Below are 14661 nucleotides of genomic sequence, written 5' to 3'. Positions count from 1 at the left end.
CTGCGTTTACAAGAGGACTGACCATTGTGACCACTGCCGGCAAATCGATCCTGATGGTCGACGACGACCAGGATATCCGCGAACTGTTGCAGACCTACCTGGCCCGTTGCGGCCTGCAGGTCCATGCCGAACCCGACGGCCAGGGCTTTCGCCGCGCCCTGGACGCCAACCCCTACGACCTGGTGATCCTCGACGTGATGCTGCCCGACGAGGACGGCTTCAGCCTGTGCCGCTGGGTCCGCCAGCACCCGCGCCAGGCGCGGGTGCCGATCATCATGCTCACCGCCAGTTCCGACGAGGCCGACCGGGTCATCGGCCTGGAGCTGGGCGCCGACGATTACCTCGGCAAACCCTTCAGCCCACGTGAACTACAGGCCCGCATCAAGGCCCTGTTGCGCCGCGCCGATTTCGGCCAGGCGGCGCCGGCCAGCGCGGTGCTGGCCTTCGACGACTGGCGGCTGGACACGATCAGCCATCGCCTGTTCCACCGCGATGGCGAGGAGGTGATCCTCTCCGGCGCCGACTTCGCCCTGCTCAAGCTGTTCCTCGACCACCCGCAGCAGATCCTCGACCGCGACACCATCGGCAACGCCACCCGTGGGCGCGAGCCGATGCCGCTGGACCGTATCGTCGACATGGCGGTCAGCCGCCTGCGCCAGCGCCTGCGCGACACGGAAAAACCCCCTCGGCTGATCCGCACCGTGCGCGGCAGCGGCTACCTGCTGGCGGCCAATGTCTGCCCGGCCTAGCGAGCGCCGCTGGCGCCTGCTGCCGCGCTCGCTGCTGGGGCGCATGCTGCTGCTGACCTTGTTGGTGGTGTTGCTGGCCCAGGGGCTGTCGAGCCTGATCTGGGTGGCGCAACTGCGCGCCAGCCAGTTGCAGGGCCTGCGTGCCAGTGCCGGCAGCCTGGCTCATTCGATGAGTGCCAGCGTCAGCTACTTCCGTTCGCTGCCGGTGGCCTACCGGCCGATGGTCCTTGACCAGTTGCGTAGCATGGGCGGAACGCGCTTCTTCGTCTCGCTCAACGTCAAGCCGCTGGAGATGCCGGTGCTGCCGATCACCCCGCGCAAGCAGGCGGTAATCGACGTGTTCCAGCAGGTGTTGCACGAGCGCCTGGGCCAGCAGCTGGAGATCTCAGTCGAATTCGTCAGCCCCGATGACCTGCGGATCTTCAACAGCGGCCTGAAACTCGATGAGCTGCCCCGCTCCTGGGCGCATTACTCGTTGACCCTGGAGCCACTCAACCCACCGGTGTTGGTGACCCAGATCCGCCTGGGCGAGGGTGAGTGGCTGTACATCGCCTCGCTGCTGCCCGAGCCCTACACCAGCCTCGAGGCCGAGCGCCTGCCGCGTCAGCAGATCGGCTTTATCGCCATGACCACCGCCCTGCTGTTGCTGTTCATCGGCTTGCTGGTGCATTGGCAGAGCCGGCCGCTCAAGCGCCTGGCGCGAGCGGCGCGGGAAATGTCGCTGGGCGCCGACGTGGCCCCGGTGGCCGAGGGCGGCGGCAGCGAAGTGGTCGAGGTGGGGCGGGCGTTCAACAGCATGCGCGAGCGGATCAGCCGTTACCTCACCGAACGCTCCCAGTTGTTCAGCGCCATTTCCCATGACCTGCGCACGCCGATCACGCGTCTGCGCCTGCGGGTCGAGCTGCTCGAGGACGAGAAGCTGCAAGCGAAGTTCAGCCGCGACCTCGACGAGCTGGAGCTGCTGGTCAAAGGGGCGTTGCAGTGCGTGAAGGACACCGACATTCACGAGAACATCGAGCCGATCGACCTCAACCAGGTGCTGGAGATGCTCGCCGAGCCTTACCTCGGTGACGGCCGCATCACCCTAGAGGGGCAGGCGCTGGCGCCGTACCCCGGCAAGTCGCTGGCCCTGCGCCGCTGCATCGGCAATCTGATCGATAACGCCATCAAGTACGGCGAGCGGGCGCATCTGCGGATCCTCGACAGTGCCGAGAGCTTCGTCCTACAGGTCGACGACCAGGGGCCGGGGGTGCCGGAGCAGCGCCTGGAGCAGGTGTTCGAGCCGCACTTCCGGCTGGCCGGTCAGCAGCAGGGCTATGGGTTGGGGCTGGGGATCGCGCGCAACATCGCCCACAGCCATGGCGGCGAGGTGAGCCTGTTCAACCTGCGTGAGGGTGGGTTGCGGGTGACCTTGTACCTGCCGCGTACAGCCGAATGAGCCCTTATCGCGGGGCAAGCCCGCTCCCACGCCAACATGCACGGCCGGCGTGGGAGCGGGCTTGCCCCGCGATAAGGGCTTCGATGTAACGATGTGGTGACAATCGAGCCGGTCTTCGTGACATGCCAGCCAGGACGGCTGACTAGAATCGGCTGACAACAACAAGGAAGACCACGCCCATGGCCAACCGCTGGATCGACTCCCCGACACACCATGCCTGGCTCGACGCCGAGGCCCTGCGCCTGCTCGCCTTCGCCAGGGCTTCGCGCCTGTCCCAGGGGTTCGGCAACCTCGACGACGAAGGCCGCCTGCCCCGTTGCGCCCTGGCCGAGACCATGAACACCGCGCGCATGACGCACAGCTTCGCCCTGGCGCATATCCAGGGCGTTCCGGGTTGCCGCGAGCTGGTCGAGCATGGCGTCGAGGCCCTGCTGGGCCCGCTGCGCGACCAGGAGCACGACGGCTGGTACGCCCAGCCCGAAGGCCACGGCGACACCGGCAAGGCCGCCTACCTGCATGCCTTCGTCGCCCTTGCCGCCAGCTCGGCGGTGGTGGCGGGTGTCACACAGGCCCAGGCACTGCTGGATGCCGTGGTCCGGGTCATCGAGCAGCGCTTCTGGTGCGAGGAGGAGGGTGCCCTGCGCGAGTCGTTCTCCCGCGACTGGCGGCAGGCGGAGGCCTACCGTGGAGCCAACAGCAACATGCACGGCGTCGAGGCGTTTCTTGCCCTGGCCGATGTCATCGGCGACGTGCGCTGGCTGGAGCGTTCGCTGCGCATCGTGCAGCGTTTGATCCTGGCCCAGGCCGCCGCCGATGGTTTGCAGGTCACCGAGCATTTCGACGAGCACTGGCAGGCATTGCCCGACTACAACCGCGACAACCCCGCCGACGGCTTCCGCCCCTACGGCACCACGCCCGGTCATGCCTTCGAATGGGCACGCCTGGTGCTGCACCTGGAGGCGGCCCTGCAACGGGCGCAACTGCCTGCGCCCGAGTCCTTGCTGCCTGCCGCCAGGGGGCTGTTCGACAGCGCCTGCAAGCATGCCTGGCAGGCCGATGGCACGCCGGGGTTGGTCTACACCCTGGACTGGCGCAACCGCCCGGTGGTGCGCGAGCGCCTGCACTGGGTACATGCCGAGGCCAGCGCCACCGCCGCGGCCCTGTTGCGGCGTACCGGCGAGGCGCAGTACGAACATTGGTATCGCTGCTTCTGGGACTTCATCGCCAGCCACTTCATCGACCGCAGCCACGGCAGTTGGCACCACGAGCTCGATGCGACCTTGCTGCCCAGTGCACGGATCTGGGGCGGCAAGCCCGACCTCTACCACGCCTACCAGGCCCTGCTGCTGCCGCGCCTGCCGCTGGCGCCGAGCCTGGCCACGTCCCTGGCTATGTAACCAGATGATGACATTCGCGCATCCGTTCGTTACCTGACGACGGACGCGGGCTCCTTACACTCCATGCCATGCAAGCGACAGTCTTGCCTCGCATAACAACAATAAAGGTATTCCCATGCATTCGACGCTTCGTCTCGCCGCTGCGATCTCCCTCGCCTCACTCTGCTCGCTCAATGCCCATGCCGCCGAATCCAAAGGCAACGTGGAGGTCGTCCATTGGTGGACCTCCGGTGGTGAAAAAGCTGCCGTCGACGTGCTCAAGGCCCAGGTCGAGAAAGATGGTTTCACCTGGAAGGACGGTGCCGTGGCTGGTGGTGGTGGCGCCACCGCGATGACCGTGCTCAAGAGCCGCGCGGTGGCAGGCAACCCGCCCGCCGTGGCCCAGATCAAAGGACCGGATATCCAGGACTGGGCCGCGACCGGCCTGCTCGACCCTGACGTGCTCAAGGACGTGGCCAAAACGGAGAAGTGGGACAGCCTGCTCGACAAGAAGGTCGCCGACACCGTGAAGTACGACGGCGACTACGTGGCCGTGCCGGTGAACATCCACCGTATCAACTGGCTGTGGATCAATCCGGAAGTGTTCAAGAAGGCCGGTATCGACAAGGCCCCGACCACCCTCGATGAATTCTATGCCGCTGCCGACAAGCTCAAGGCCGCCGGTTTCATCCCACTGGCCCACGGTGGCCAGCCGTGGCAGGACAGCACCGTGTTCGAGAATGTGGTGCTCTCGGTGATGGGCGTCGAGGGTTACAAGAAGGCCCTTGTCGAACTGGACAAGGATGCCCTGAGCGGTCCCGAGATGGTCAAGGCGCTCACCGAGCTGAAGAAAGTTGCCACCTACATGGATCCTGACGGCAAGGGCCAGGACTGGAACCTGGAGGCGGCCAAGGTCATCAACGGCAAGGCCGGCATGCAGATCATGGGCGACTGGGCCAAGAGCGAATGGACCCTGGCCAAGAAGACCGCCGGCAAGGACTACCAGTGCGTGGCCTTCCCCGGCACCGACCAGGCCTTCCTCTACAACATCGACTCGCTGGTGGTGTTCAAGCAGAAGGACAAGGGCACGGCGGCGGGCCAGCAGGACATCGCCCGCAAGGTGCTGGGCGAGGAGTTCCAGAAGGTCTTCAGCATCAACAAGGGCTCGATCCCGGTGCGTAACGACATGCTCGCCGACATGGGCAAGCATGGCTTCGACAGCTGCGCCCAGACCGCGGCCAAGGACTTCCTGGCCGACGCCAAGTCCGGCGGCCTGCAACCGAGCATGGCGCACAACATGGCCACCACGCTGGCGGTGCAGGGGGCGTTCTTCGATGTGGTGACCAACTACATCAACGATCCGAAGGCTGATCCTGCGGATGCGGCGAAGAAGCTGGCCGCAGCAGTCAACGCCGCCAAGTAGTCAGGCGCCTGTGTAGGAGCGGCCTTGCGCCGCGAACAGGCTGCATAGCAGCCCCTGGCCTCCCCAGTTGTTGTCGGGGCCGCGCTGCGGCCCTTTCGCGGCACAAGGCCGCTCCTACACGTTTATCTGCCTTTCTCGAAACGAGATCTGAACCATGACCACAGCAACCGCCCGCCTGCGGGCCTCCCCCCTGGACGCGCTGCAGCGCTGGCTACCGAAGCTGGTGCTGGCGCCGAGCATGTTCATCGTCCTGGTGGGCTTCTACGGCTACATCCTGTGGACCTTCGTCCTCTCGTTCACCACCTCGACCTTCCTGCCCACCTACAAGTGGGCGGGCCTGGCGCAGTACGCCCGGCTGTTCGACAACGACCGCTGGTGGGTGGCGAGCAAGAACCTGCTGCTGTTCGGTGGCCTGTTCATCGGCATCACCCTGGCCATCGGCGTGTTCCTCGCCGTGCTGCTCGACCAGCGCATCCGCCGCGAAGGGTTCATTCGCACCATCTACCTGTACCCCATGGCCTTGTCGATGATCGTCACCGGCACCGCCTGGAAGTGGCTGCTCAACCCCGGCATGGGCCTGGACAAGCTGCTGCGCGACTGGGGCTGGGAAGGCTTTCGCCTGGACTGGCTGATCGACCCCGACCGCGTGGTCTACTGCCTGGTGATCGCCGCCGTGTGGCAGGCCTCGGGCTTCATCATGGCGATGTTCCTCGCCGGCCTGCGCGGCGTCGACCAGTCGATCATCCGCGCCGCCCAGCTCGATGGCGCCAGCCTGCCGCGCATCTACTGGACCGTGGTGCTGCCCAGCCTGCGCCCGGTGTTCTTCAGCTCGCTGATGATCCTCGCGCACATCGCCATCAAGAGCTTCGACCTGGTGGCGGCGATGACCGCCGGCGGGCCGGGCTACTCCTCGGACCTGCCGGCCATGTTCATGTACTCGTTCACCTTCAGCCGCGGGCAGATGGGCATGGGCTCGGCCAGCGCGATCCTGATGCTCGGCGCCATCCTGGCGATCCTGGTGCCGTACCTGTATTCCGAATTGCGGGGCAAACGCCATGACTAGCCTGACCGACAAACCCGTGCTGAACCTCAGCCGTATCGCCATCCACGCGGTGCTGCTGCTGGCCGTGCTGCTGTACCTCGTGCCGCTGGTGGTGATGCTGCTGACCAGCTTCAAGACCCCTGAGGACATCGGCAGCGGCAACCTGCTGAGCTGGCCGACTGCGTTCACCGCCATTGGCTGGAGCAAGGCGTGGAGCACGGTCAGCGGCTACTTCGTCAACTCGATCCTGATCACTGTGCCGGCGGTGCTGATCTCCACCGCGATTGGCGCGCTCAATGGCTATGTGCTGTCGATGTGGCGCTTCCGTGGCTCGCAGCTGTTCTTCGGCCTGCTGCTGTTCGGCTGCTTCCTGCCGTTCCAGACCGTGCTGCTGCCGGCCTCGTTCACCCTTGGCAAATTGGGCCTGGCCAGCACCACCAGCGGGTTGGTGCTGGTACATGTGGTGTACGGCCTGGCCTTCACCACGCTGTTCTTTCGCAACTACTACGTGAGCATCCCCGAGGCGCTGGTCAAGGCCGCGCGCCTGGACGGCGCCGGGTTCTTCACCATCTTCGGGCGGATCATCCTGCCGATGTCGACGCCGATCATCATGGTCTGCCTGATCTGGCAGTTCACCCAGATCTGGAACGACTTCCTGTTCGGCGTGGTGTTCTCCAGCGGCGACTCGCAACCGATCACCGTGGCCCTCAACAACCTGGTCAACACCAGCACCGGGGCCAAGGAATACAACGTCGACATGGCCGCGGCGATGATCGCCGGGCTGCCGACGCTGCTGGTCTACGTGGTCGCGGGCAAGTATTTCGTGCGCGGGCTGACCGCCGGCGCGGTCAAGGGGTAAGTCATGGCAACACTCGAACTTCGTAATGTGCACAAGACCTACGGCGTGGGCCTGCCGGACACGCTCAAGAACATCCAGCTGGCGATCAAGGACGGCGAGTTCCTGATCCTGGTCGGCCCCTCGGGCTGCGGCAAGTCGACGCTGATGAACTGCATTGCCGGCCTGGAAAGCATCAGCGGCGGGGCGATCCTCATCGACGACGAGGACGTCAGCGGCATGAGCCCGAAGGATCGCGACATCGCCATGGTGTTCCAGTCCTACGCGCTGTACCCGACCATGAACGTGCGCGACAACATCGCCTTCGGCCTGAAGATCCGCAAGATGCCCCAGGCCGCCATCGACCAGGAGGTGGCGCGGGTCGCCAAGCTGCTGCAGATCGAGCATCTGCTCGAGCGCAAGCCCGGGCAGCTGTCCGGTGGTCAGCAACAGCGTGTGGCCATGGGCCGGGCGCTGGCGCGGCGGCCGAAGATCTACCTGTTCGACGAGCCGCTGTCGAACCTCGACGCCAAGCTGCGGGTGGAGATGCGCACCGAGATCAAGCTGATGCACCAGCGCCTGAAGACCACCACGGTGTACGTCACCCACGACCAGATCGAGGCGATGACGCTCGGTGACAAGGTGGCAGTGATGAAGGACGGAATCATCCAGCAGTTCGGCACGCCGCAGCAGATCTACAACGATCCGGCCAACCTGTTCGTCGCCAGCTTCATCGGCTCGCCGCCGATGAACTTCATCCCGGTGCGCCTGACGAAGCAGGACGGCCGCGTGCTGGCGCTGCTCGACAGCGGCCAGGCGCGCTGCGAGCTGCCGCTGGGCGTGGCGGCTGACGAGCTGGAAGGCCGCGAGATCATCCTCGGCGTGCGCCCGGAGCAGATCGCCCTGGGGGCGGAGCAGGGCAATGGCCTGCCGGGCATCCGCGCCGAAGTGCAGGTCACCGAACCCACCGGTCCGGACCTGCTGGTGTTCGTCACCCTCAACCAGACCAAGGTCTGCTGCCGCCTGGCACCGGATGTGGCATGCCGGGTCGGCGACAGCCTCAACCTGCAGTTCGACCCGGCGCGGGTGCTGCTGTTCGACGCCGGCAGCGGCGAACGCCTGGACCTTGCCGCCACCGCCGTAAAGGACAACGTGACTCGCTTCAAAGGCCGCTAAACCGGACACGGTCCCTGTAGGAGCGGCCTTGCCGAGGCGTCGGACCGGCCGGAAAGGGCTGCACAGCAGCCCCAGCAATGCTGAAGGATGCCAAGACCTGGGGCCGCTTCGCAGCCCTTTCGCGGCACAAGGCCGCTCCTACAGACGAACGCCGTTAAACCGTTCTGTTAATAACAAGAAAAGAGGACGCAAAGGGATGGAACATCGCAATCGCATCAGGACGCTGGGCTCACTGGCACTGCTGGCCGTGGTCGGCAGCAGCGGGGCCCAGGCCGCCGAGGCTTTCTCGTCGGAATCGAAATGGATGACCGGCGACTGGGGCGGCACCCGCACCGAGTTGCTGGAGAAGGGCTACGACTTCACCCTCGACTACGTCGGCGAGGTGGCCGGCAACCTTAACGGCGGCTACAACGACGACAAGACCGCGCGCTACAGCGACCAGTTCGCCCTCGGCGCGCACCTGGACCTGGAGAAGATCTTCGGCTGGAAGGACACCGAGTTCAAACTGGCGATCACCGAGCGTAGCGGCCGCAACCTGTCCAACGACCGCATCAGCGACCCGCGCGCCGGGCAGTTCAGCTCGGTGCAGGAAGTCTGGGGCCGGGGCCAGACCTGGCGCCTGACCCAGATGTGGATCAAGCAGAAGTACTTCGACGGCGCATTGGACGTGAAATTCGGCCGCTTCGGCGAGGGCGAGGACTTCAACAGCTTCCCTTGCGACTTCCAGAACCTGGCCTTCTGTGGCTCGCAGGTGGGCAACTGGGTCGGCGGCATCTGGTACAACTGGCCGGTCAGCCAGTGGGCGCTGCGGGTCAAGTACAACATCACCCCGGAATTCTTCGTCCAGGTCGGCGCCTACGAGCAGAACCCGTCGAACCTGGAGACCGGCAACGGCTTCAAGCTCAGCGGCAGCGGCACCAAGGGCGCGATCCTGCCGGTCGAGGCGGTGTGGTCGCCGAAGGTCAACGGCCTGCCGGGCGAGTACCGCCTGGGCTACTACTACAGCACCGCCAAGGCCGACGACGTCTACGACGACATCAACGGCAACCCGCAGGCGCTGACCGGCGCGGCGTTCAAGTCGCACTCCAGCAAGCACGGCTGGTGGGTGGTGGCCCAGCAGCAGGTCACCGCCCATGCCGGCGACGTCAATCGCGGCCTGAGCCTGTTCGCCAACTTCACCGTGCACGACAAGGCCACCAACGTGGTCGACAACTACCAGCAGGTCGGCCTGGTCTACAAGGGCGCCTTCGACGCCCGGCCCAAGGACGACATCGGCTTCGGCATCGCCCGCATCCACGTCAACGACGACGTGAAGAAGCGCGCCGAGCTGCTCAATGCCCAGAGCGGTATCAACGACTACGACAACCCGGGCTTCGCGCCGTTGCAGCGCACCGAGTACAACGCCGAGCTCTACTACGGCTTCCACGTCACCAACTGGCTGACCGTGCGCCCGAACCTGCAGTACATCAAGAGCCCGGGCGGTGTCGACCAGGTGGATAACGCGCTGGTCGCGGGGTTGAAGATTCAGTCGTCATTCTGAGAAAAATTGTTGTAAATTTACGCCATCCATCTCGACCTCCCGCTAACCACTGGCCAGCAGTGGTTAGCGGGCACGGGGCGAGACAGCGCTATCTCGAACAACAAAAGAGCTCGGAACCATGCCTGAACATCCGCTACATCGCTTCTTCACCTCGCAACGGCCCAGGCCGACCTTCGAGTGGGAGCGTTACCAGCAGCGCGATGTGCTGATCATCGACCACCCCTGCTGCCAGGCGGTGTTCAGCCGTCAGGGCGCGCAGCTGCTGCATTTCCAGCCTGCCGGCGAAAAGCCTTGGCTGTGGTGCGCCGAGCAGTGGCCGCAGGTGGGCGCCATCCGTGGGGGCGTGCCGGTATGCTGGCCATGGTATGGCCGTCACCCCAGCGAGGACCTGTGGCCGGCCCACGGTTGGGCGCGCTTGCTGGACTGGAAACTGGTGTACAGTCGTGAAGACGAGCAGGGCGTGACCCTGAAGTGGCGCCTGGACCTGTGCGACTGGCAGGTCGACCTGCACGCCCGGCTTGGCGCGAGCATGGAGCTGAGCCTCTGCACCGAGCACCAGGACAGCGAGCCCTGCCAGCTGAGCCATGCGCTGCTGGCCTACTGGCGAATCAGCGACGTGTCGAAGATAGCGCTGTCCGGGCTCGAGGATATCCAAGGCTACGATCGCCTCAATCGCCAGGCCTGCCGTGAGGATGGCGCGCTGACCCTCAAGGGCGGCTGCCAGAAAGTCTACCCGGGCACACCCAAGGTGCAGTTGCAGGACCCGGCCTGGCAGCGCGAGCTGTGCATCGACACCGGCGACAGCGACGACACCGTGGTCTGGCACCCGGGCAATCGCCCGTTGATGGGCGTGACCGGGCGCGAATGCCAGGGCTTTGTCTGTGTCGAGGCTGCCAGTGGCAGTGGCGAGGGCCTGAGCCTGGCGCCGGGGGAGCGGGCGCACCTGCGGCTGCAGGCGCACCGGCTCAGTTGAGGTCGTCGTCCTCGATCGGGTAGCGACTGGCGTTGAGGCTTTCCTTGATCTTGCGCAGGTGCGGCTGGAAGTCCACGCCGCGGCGCAGGGTCATGCCGGTAGCCAGCACGTCGAGCACGGTGAGCTGGATGATCCGCGAGGTCATCGGCATGTAGATGTCGGTGTCTTCCGGCAACGGAATGTGCAGGCTCAGGCTGCAGGCCTGGGCCAGGGGCGAGCCGGCGGCGGTCAGGCCGAGCACCGAGGCGCCGTTTTCCCGGGCCAGGCGGGCCACCTCGACCAGTTCGCGGGTGCGCCCGGTGTAGGAAATGATCACGAACAGATCGCCAGTGTGGGCCACCGACGCCAGCATGCGCTGCATCAGCACATCGGCATGGGCCGACACGGCGAGGTTGAAGCGGAAGAACTTGTGCTGGGCGTCGAGGGCCACGGGGGCCGAGGCACCGAGGCCGAAGAAGTGGATCTGCCGGGCCTGGATCATCATGTCAACGGCGCGGCTGACCTGCTGCGGGTCGAGCGCCTGGCAGGCGCTGTCCAGCGAGGCGATGGCGCTGCCGAAGATCTTCTGGGTGTAGGCGGCCGGATCATCGTCGGCCTCCACCGCGCGGCTGACATAGGCGGCGCCGCTGGCCAGGCTCTGGGCCAGCTGCAGCTTGAGCTCGGGGTAGCCGCTGACGCCGAACGAGCGACAGAAGCGGTTGACCGTCGGTTCGCTGACACTGGCCGCCTGGGCCAGGGCGGCGATGCTGAAGCGGGTGGCCTGTTGCGGGTTGAGCAGGATGACTTCGGCGACTTTGCGTTCGGCCTTGTTCAGCTCGTCGAGGCGGCCCTGGATCTGTTCCAGGAGGTTGCGCACGCGGTCCATGGTGTGTCCTTGGGTCGGGAAGCAGGCTTTTTGCGGTGGCGTGTATCGTACTGTCGGTAAGATTGTCACACCACTTGTCTGTAATGGCTGTATTCAATGTTGTGGTTTTTACTACATTAACCCTTGAAAAGCAGGGTTGAAACCGGTATTCCTAGTCCAACATTTATAAAAGAACCAACATCATGGCCGCGATCAGTGTCGAACCCTGCACCTTCGCCCTCTTTGGCGCCTTAGGCGACCTGGCATTGCGCAAGCTGTTTCCCGCGCTCTACCAGCTCGACCGCGCCGACCTCCTGCACCCGGACACCCGCCTGCTGGCCCTGGCCCGCGAGCCGGGCAGCGTGCAGGAACACCTGAACAACATCGAAGCCCATCTGCGCCGCCATGTGCCGGAGGCCGAGATCGATGCCGCTTCCCTGGGGCGCTTCCTCGGGCGCCTGAGCTACCTGCACCTGGACTTCGTCGAACCCGAGGGCTACCAGACCCTGGCCGAACAGGCGCCGAGCGGGCAGCCGCTGATCGCCTACTTCGCCACGGCGGCGGCGGTCTACGGCGCGATCTGCGAGAACCTCGACAAGGCCGGCCTGGCCTCGCGCACCCGGGTGGTGCTGGAAAAGCCCATCGGCCATGACCTGGAATCGTCGCGCCGGGTCAACGACGCCGTGGCGCGGTTCTTCCCCGAGAGCCGGGTCTACCGCATCGACCACTACCTGGGCAAGGAGACGGTGCAGAACCTGATCGCCCTGCGCTTCGCCAACAGCCTGTTCGAAACCCAGTGGAACCAGAATTCCATCTCCCATGTGGAGATCACCGTCGCCGAGAAGGTCGGTATCGAGGGCCGCTGGGGTTACTTCGACAAGGCCGGCCAGCTGCGCGACATGATCCAGAACCACCTGTTGCAGCTGCTCTGCCTGATCGCCATGGACCCGCCCAGCGACCTGTCCGCCGACAGCATCCGCGACGAGAAGGTCAAGGTGCTCAAGGCACTGGCACCGATCACCGGCGAAGGCCTGAGCACCCATGTGGTGCGCGGCCAGTACATTGCCGGCTTCAGCGACGGCAAGCCGGTGCCGGGCTACCTGGAAGAGGACAACGCCAACGCCCAGAGCGACACCGAGACCTTCGTCGCCCTGCGCGCCGATATCCGCAACTGGCGCTGGTCGGGGGTGCCGTTCTACCTGCGCACGGGCAAGCGCATGCCGCAGAAGCTGTCGCAGATCGTCATCCACTTCAAGGAAACTCCGCACTACATCTTCGCTCCGGAACAGCGTTTGCAGATCGGCAACAAGCTGATCATCCGCCTGCAGCCGGACGAAGGCATTTCGCTGCGGGTGATGACCAAGGAGCAGGGCCTGGACAAGGGCATGCAGCTGCGCAGCGGCCCGCTGCAGCTGAACTTCTCCGACACCTGGCGCAGCGCGCGGATTCCGGACGCCTACGAGCGTCTGTTGCTGGAAGTGATGCGCGGTAACCAGAACCTGTTCGTGCGCAAGGACGAGATCGAATACGCGTGGAAATGGTGCGATCAGCTGATCGCCGGCTGGAAGACCAGCGGCGACGCGCCCAAGCCCTATGCGGCCGGTTCCTGGGGGCCGATGAGCTCGATTGCATTGATCACTCGCGATGGGAGGGCCTGGTATGGCGATATCTGAACTGCAACTGCCGGCGACGGTGAAGGCGCATCAGCTGGCTGATGCGAAAACCCTGGCGGCGACCCTGGCCCATGATGTGGCCGAGCGCCTGCGCCAGGCCATCGCCAGCAAGGGCCAGGCCTGCGTGGTGCTGTCCGGCGGCCGCAGCCCGGTGCCGTTTCTCGAGAAACTGGCGGCAGAGGCGCTGGACTGGTCGAAGGTCACCGTGAGCCTGGCGGACGAGCGCTGGGTGCCGGTGGTGCACGACGACAGCAACGCCGGCCTGCTGTCCCGTCATCTGTTCAAGGGCGGTGCGGCCAAGGCGCGTTTCATCGGCCTGTACCAGAGCGCCGCGACCCTGGAGGCCGCCGCCGAGCAGGCTGACCAGGTGCTCGCCGACCTGCCGCCGATCGATGTGCTGGTGCTGGGCATGGGCGACGACGGCCACACGGCCTCGCTGTTCCCGGCCAGCCCCAACCTGCGCCAGGGTCTGGCCAAGGTCGGCGAGCGTCGCTGCCTGCCGATGCTGGCGCCAAGCGTGCCGCACCAGCGCCTGAGCATGACCCGCGCGCTGCTGGCCAGCGCCGGCTTCATCGCCCTGTCCGTGCAAGGCGCGGGCAAGCTCGCCACCCTGCGTACCGCCCTGGCGGCCGAAGACCCTACCGAAATGCCGATTCGCGCCTTTCTTCACGACCCCCTGGACATCTACTGGTGCCCATGAGCCAAGGACCCATTGTCATGACCACCCTCGAACGCCCACAGCCTTTGCTCTCGATGGCCGACAAAGCCGCGCGGATCGACGCGATCTGCGACAAGGCGCGCATCCTGCCGGTGATCACCATCGCCCGTGAGGAAGACATCCTGCCCCTGGCCGACGCCCTGGCCGCCGGCGGCATCCGCACCCTGGAAGTGACCCTGCGCTCGCAGCACGGCCTGAAGGCCATCCAGGTACTGCGCGAGCAGCGTCCGGAACTGTGCGTCGGCGCCGGTACCGTGCTCGACCGTGGCATGTTCGCCGCCGTCGAGGCCGCGGGCGCGCAGTTCGTCGTCACCCCGGGCATCACCCAGGACATTCTCGAGGCGGGCGTGGATAGCGACATTCCGCTGCTGCCGGGCATCAGCACGCCGTCGGAGATCATGATGGGCTACGCCCTCGGCTATCGTCGCTTCAAGCTGTTCCCGGCGGAGATCAGTGGTGGCGTGGCGGCGATCAAGGCCTTTGCCGGCCCGTTCGGCGACATTCGCTTCTGCCCGACCGGCGGGGTGAACCCGGCCAACGTGCGCAACTACATGGCCCTGCCCAATGTGATGTGCGTGGGCGGCACCTGGATGCTCGACAGCAGCTGGATCAAGAACGGCGACTGGGCGCGGATCGAGGCGTGCAGCGCCGAGGCGATGGCGCTGCTGGACTGACAGATTTCGTTGTGTGCTACACGGCTTGTGGGGCGCTTGGTCGGCGCCCCTTTTTTTCGCCTGCAGTTGCGCCTTGCAGGGTGGCCGATCGCCCTGTAGGAGCGGCCTTGTGCCGCGAAAGGGGCGCGCAGCGGCCCTGGTTTCAGTGTTCATGCAAAGATCGCTGGGGCCGCGTTGCGGCCCTTTCGCGGCGCAAGGCC

General features: G+C 65.7%; 13 protein-coding genes. 12 read left to right on the top strand and 1 reads right to left on the bottom strand.

Features of this window, described 5'->3' with window-relative positions:
- Positions 1 to 26: 26 nt before the first annotated feature.
- The 9 genes from NMG10_RS16475 to NMG10_RS16435 all read left to right on the top strand — a co-directional run bounded on the left by NMG10_RS16475 (position 27) and on the right by NMG10_RS16435 (position 10552).
- Positions 27 to 749: a response regulator gene (locus NMG10_RS16475; protein ID WP_046854317.1), complete on the top strand. Its 723-nt coding sequence runs from the start codon at positions 27 to 29 to the stop codon at positions 747 to 749.
- On the top strand, positions 733 to 2187 hold the full coding sequence (locus tag NMG10_RS16470; RefSeq protein ID WP_254464731.1) for an ATP-binding protein: 1455 nt from the start codon (positions 733 to 735) through the stop codon (positions 2185 to 2187). Before NMG10_RS16475 ends, NMG10_RS16470 begins: the two co-directional genes overlap by 17 nt.
- A gap of 179 nt (positions 2188 to 2366) precedes the next feature.
- Positions 2367 to 3584 (top strand): AGE family epimerase/isomerase, encoded by a 1218-nt coding sequence (locus tag NMG10_RS16465; protein ID WP_254464730.1) that lies wholly within the window; start codon positions 2367 to 2369, stop codon positions 3582 to 3584.
- Between the two features lie 115 nt (positions 3585 to 3699).
- A complete protein-coding gene (locus NMG10_RS16460; RefSeq protein WP_254464729.1) occupies positions 3700 to 4986 on the top strand; it encodes an ABC transporter substrate-binding protein in 1287 nt (428 codons plus the stop codon).
- 154 nt (positions 4987 to 5140) lie between these two features.
- Complete coding sequence (locus tag NMG10_RS16455) at positions 5141 to 6049, top strand: carbohydrate ABC transporter permease (RefSeq protein ID WP_186713879.1); 909 nt, start codon at positions 5141 to 5143, stop codon at positions 6047 to 6049.
- Complete coding sequence (locus NMG10_RS16450) at positions 6042 to 6887, top strand: carbohydrate ABC transporter permease (protein WP_254464728.1); 846 nt, start codon at positions 6042 to 6044, stop codon at positions 6885 to 6887. The genes NMG10_RS16455 and NMG10_RS16450 overlap by 8 nt, the downstream gene beginning before the upstream one ends.
- 3 nt (positions 6888 to 6890) lie before the next feature.
- The gene (locus NMG10_RS16445; RefSeq protein ID WP_254464727.1) at positions 6891 to 8039 is read left to right on the top strand and encodes an ABC transporter ATP-binding protein; all 1149 of its coding nucleotides are present in this window, start codon (positions 6891 to 6893) and stop codon (positions 8037 to 8039) included.
- 196 nt (positions 8040 to 8235) lie between these two features.
- Complete coding sequence (locus tag NMG10_RS16440; protein ID WP_254464726.1) at positions 8236 to 9579, top strand: carbohydrate porin; 1344 nt, start codon at positions 8236 to 8238, stop codon at positions 9577 to 9579.
- 118 nt (positions 9580 to 9697) lie between these two features.
- The gene (locus NMG10_RS16435) at positions 9698 to 10552 is read left to right on the top strand and encodes a D-hexose-6-phosphate mutarotase (RefSeq protein ID WP_254464725.1); all 855 of its coding nucleotides are present in this window, start codon (positions 9698 to 9700) and stop codon (positions 10550 to 10552) included.
- On the opposite strand, the gene hexR is transcribed toward NMG10_RS16435, so the two are convergent.
- Positions 10545 to 11408, bottom strand: a complete 864-nt coding sequence (gene hexR, locus NMG10_RS16430; RefSeq protein WP_172670918.1) for a DNA-binding transcriptional regulator HexR — start codon at positions 11406 to 11408, stop codon at positions 10545 to 10547. The genes NMG10_RS16435 and hexR overlap by 8 nt on opposite strands.
- Positions 11409 to 11599: 191 nt before the next feature.
- Between hexR and zwf the strand changes: the two genes are divergently transcribed.
- The 3 genes from zwf to NMG10_RS16415 are packed head-to-tail and all read left to right on the top strand — an operon-like array spanning position 11600 to position 14461.
- The gene (gene zwf, locus NMG10_RS16425; protein ID WP_254464724.1) at positions 11600 to 13069 is read left to right on the top strand and encodes a glucose-6-phosphate dehydrogenase; all 1470 of its coding nucleotides are present in this window, start codon (positions 11600 to 11602) and stop codon (positions 13067 to 13069) included.
- Positions 13056 to 13769: a 6-phosphogluconolactonase gene (gene pgl, locus NMG10_RS16420; RefSeq protein WP_254464723.1), complete on the top strand. Its 714-nt coding sequence runs from the start codon at positions 13056 to 13058 to the stop codon at positions 13767 to 13769. The genes zwf and pgl overlap by 14 nt, the downstream gene beginning before the upstream one ends.
- A gap of 17 nt (positions 13770 to 13786) precedes the next feature.
- Complete coding sequence (locus NMG10_RS16415; protein WP_050704151.1) at positions 13787 to 14461, top strand: bifunctional 4-hydroxy-2-oxoglutarate aldolase/2-dehydro-3-deoxy-phosphogluconate aldolase; 675 nt, start codon at positions 13787 to 13789, stop codon at positions 14459 to 14461.
- The last annotated feature ends 200 nt before the right edge of the window (positions 14462 to 14661 follow it).

The sequence above is a fragment of the Pseudomonas sp. DVZ6 genome (assembly GCF_024259445.1).
In the GTDB taxonomy this organism is placed as follows: domain Bacteria; phylum Pseudomonadota; class Gammaproteobacteria; order Pseudomonadales; family Pseudomonadaceae; genus Aquipseudomonas; species Aquipseudomonas peradeniyensis.
The sequence above is the reverse complement of the archived record's forward strand: the minus strand, read 5'-3'. Positions and strand labels throughout refer to the sequence as shown.